Origin of the sequence: Bacillus sp. GMa5/1, assembly GCF_050172015.1 — a bacterium.
Classification (GTDB): Bacteria; Bacillota; Bacilli; order Bacillales; family Bacillaceae_G; genus Bacillus_A; species Bacillus_A cereus.
This window is the reverse complement of sequence record NZ_JBNLYC010000301.1, coordinates 1-3364: the sequence shown is the minus strand read 5'-3', so window position 1 is coordinate 3364 and position 3364 is coordinate 1. Positions and strand designations below refer to the sequence as shown.

Below are 3364 nucleotides of genomic sequence, written 5' to 3'. Positions count from 1 at the left end.
ACATATACTGTATTGTCGTTAAAGCAAGACATTATTTTCTCAGAACAAGGGAATCACTAGAAAAATACGTGATTCCTTTATTCTTCAATATAATGTCAATAGTTGATTTGAAATAACCGAAGAAATAAAATTTTTGTTAATGGACAATCACATAATTTTAGGTATAGTAGGTTTATAATTTAGACTATAAAAATTAATGTATCTTTTATTATTTTAACCAAGAAGACTCCCTCCATCAGGAACTCACAGCAAGTATGGGTAAGTGGGAGTAGTTCAAAGCATGCAATATTGTTTGATTTGGCTAATACATAGATTTCTCATCTCAGAACTGGTGTAAGAATTATAATGTTTATACCATTCTATTGTATTTTCTAAAGTCTGTTGTAGGGACCATTTTGGCTGCCAATTAAGATTGAATTTTGCTTTGCTAATGTCAAGGTTTAGTAAATTTGCTTCATGAAAATTTATTGGACCTATATTTTCTGCTGTCCAATCCCCGCAGCCCCAAATATCTAGTAAACTGGTCACTAATTTTTCTACTGAAACAATATTGCTTAGGGATGGCCCGAAGTTCCATGCTCCTGAAAAAAGGATACCATTATTTATAATTTTTTCTGTAAGGAGTAAATACCCGCTTAAAGGTTCTAGTACATGTTGCCAGGGTCTAATAGCAGTAGGATTTCTAATAATAATCTTTTTGTTTGATTCTAATGCTCGTATACAATCGGGAATAATTCTATCTATTGACCAATCACCACCACCAATTACATTACCAGCTCGAACACTTGCAATTATTTTCTTGTGTTGAGAAAATTTTTCTTCTGAAAAGTAAGAATTACGATAGGAAGAAATTAAAAGTTCGCAGCATCCTTTGCTTGAGCTATATATGTCATGGCCGCCCATAGGGTCAATTTCACGATAACCCCAAGGCCATTCTTTATTTTCATAGCACTTGTCACTTGTCACCATAATTCCTATGTTAGCTGATTCATGTAATCGAATTGCCTCTAGTACATTCATAGTTCCTACAACGTTTACCTCGTATGTTTCTCTAGGATATTCATATGAATACTTAACTAGAGGTTGGGCAGCTAAATGGAATACAATTTCAGGTTTATAATCTGTAAAAACCTTATTTAATTTATTAAAATCTCTAATGTCTCCACGAATATCAATTATATTATTTTGAAGGTTAGTAATGTTAAAGTTATCATTTTTATTTTTAGGATCTAATGAATATCCGATTACAGCAGCACCTAATTCATTCAACCATAGGGATAACCAAGAACCTTTAAAACCAGTATGTCCAGTAATTAAAATTCTTTTTCCGTAAAAAGCATTATTAAAGTTTTGGTTTAACAATTAGTCCACCTCCTTTAGTACCCTATTTTTAGGGAGTTAGGTATAAATGTTTATTATTTTTATACCAATTAACAGTTTTTATAATTCCTTCTTCAATATTAATTCTAGGTTCCCAGGAAAGGGAGTTTTTTATTTTTTGCACATCCGCTTCAGGAACCCATCTTTCATTTGTTCTAGAGGAAATTGCACCGTAATTTGGTCTGGAATTGGTTTTCAAATGTTTGAATAATAATTCTACATAATGTTTCAAGGGGTGAATAGTGCCGCTCCCAATATTAAAGATTTCATTTTGTACAGTAGTATTTTCTACTGCTAGGATACAGGCATCTATTACATTTTCTATATAACAATAATCTCTTAATTGATTACATAAAGTTAAATTTACATCTTTGTTTTGTAATACTCGCAAGATTATATAGCTAAAAATTTTATGCGGCTCTTCGCCTTCTCCGAATATGCCAAAAGGTCTTAATGTTATAAGATTAATATTGTTTTCGCTAGCAATTTGATGGGCCAGTATAGTAGCAGCAGCTTTGGTACTTCCATAGATGTCCACAGGAGTTAGTAACATATTTTCATGAATAGGTTCCATCTTGTTACCGTATTCAGAACTACTCCCAAAATTGATGATTTTTTTACAATTCACCAATTTTGCTGCTTGAATAATGTTACAAGTCCCTATAACATTTGTTTCTATAGCATGGATGTAATCTGTATGGGCAGAATTTACACCATAGGCTGCCAGGTGAAAGATATAATCGGGATTAATTTTCTTTATTGCATCTTGTACTTGTTTTTTATCTCGTATATCTATTTCATAGGTTTCAATATATTTTAGAATATCCTTTAGTCTCCAAGAGTTTGATGGTGTTCTTATGAAAAGAACAATTTTTGCTTGTAAATTTAAAAGTCTTCGTGCCAAGTGAGAACCAATAAAACCGTATCCACCAGTAATAAGGAAAGTTTTATTTTTAAATGAAGCAATCATAGGGATAATCTATCCTTTATTAAGATGTATTTTTAGTTGCTGAAATAAATAGATTTATTTTTAAATAAGGAAAGTATCAGTCTTAATTGTGATGAGGGGAGGGGTATTTAAAATAATTTTTTATTGTTGTTGTATCAATTTGGTCAGCAAATAAAGAGGAGGGAGATTTTTGAAAAGTATTATGAAGGGTATGACATGTCTTGTTCAATTGTTCAATATAAGGAATGTATATATAATCTAAAACTGCTGGAGGTAATTCTAAAGTTTCTTGTTTCCATAAATCGAACTCATTTGGATTAATAATTTGCATACTTCCAAAATGAAAAGCTATTAATTCATCTTGATCAATAAAAACTTTATTATCTGTTTTGGATATAGAACTGCTATTTAAAATGACATTCCAAGGTGCTGCATCAATACCTTTATGAGTCATGATTTTTATATTAGAAAAGATGTTAGGAATGTGATTTAAATATTTTTGGTCACCCCATCTATTCATTTCAACATCATATTGATTATTGCAATATTCTAGGCATTTATCTTTCCACCATGTTAAAATTTCTTTACTATTTTGATCATTTTTGAAGCCTACTAAACCAGCTTGGTATATACCGTGTATGCTTTCAATTTCAGTAGAGCTTCTTTGAGGGCAAAGGAATACAGAGTACTTCCACCATTCATCAAGAATGATATTAGGTGCTGTAAAGAAATACATATCAGCATCACAATATATAATGTGATCAACTTCCGGATAAAGACTAAGGACATGTAGACATAGGGGCGCTTTTAATGTCCAACAATACTCTTGTAAACTTCTATCATTTTTTATACTGAGGAGTTCATGATTTTCAATTTCTTTTACCGGAATTAGTATGGCGTGCTTTAATTTTAATTTCTCTAATATTTGATAAGTTAAATCATCCATACAACAGATCCATACAGTAAATTTAGCGTTGAAATTTTCTAAGGAATAATAAGAGGTCAATCCTTGAATTAATCGTTCTTTACTTATAA

At 31.1% G+C, this 3364-nt stretch carries 2 protein-coding genes and 1 pseudogene; all 3 read right to left on the bottom strand.

What is annotated here, in order from left to right:
• Positions 1-273 precede the first annotated feature (273 nt).
• On the bottom strand, positions 274-1362 hold the full coding sequence (gene rfbG, locus ACQGSG_RS27745) for a CDP-glucose 4,6-dehydratase (RefSeq protein ID WP_202340283.1): 1089 nt from the start codon (positions 1360-1362) through the stop codon (positions 274-276).
• 28 nt (positions 1363-1390) lie between these two features.
• The gene (locus tag ACQGSG_RS27740) at positions 1391-2350 is read right to left on the bottom strand and encodes an NAD-dependent epimerase/dehydratase family protein (RefSeq protein ID WP_000561952.1); all 960 of its coding nucleotides are present in this window, start codon (positions 2348-2350) and stop codon (positions 1391-1393) included.
• Positions 2351-2432: 82 nt separating this feature from the next.
• Positions 2433-3364, bottom strand: a pseudogene (locus tag ACQGSG_RS27735) (glycosyl transferase); the annotation flags it as partial.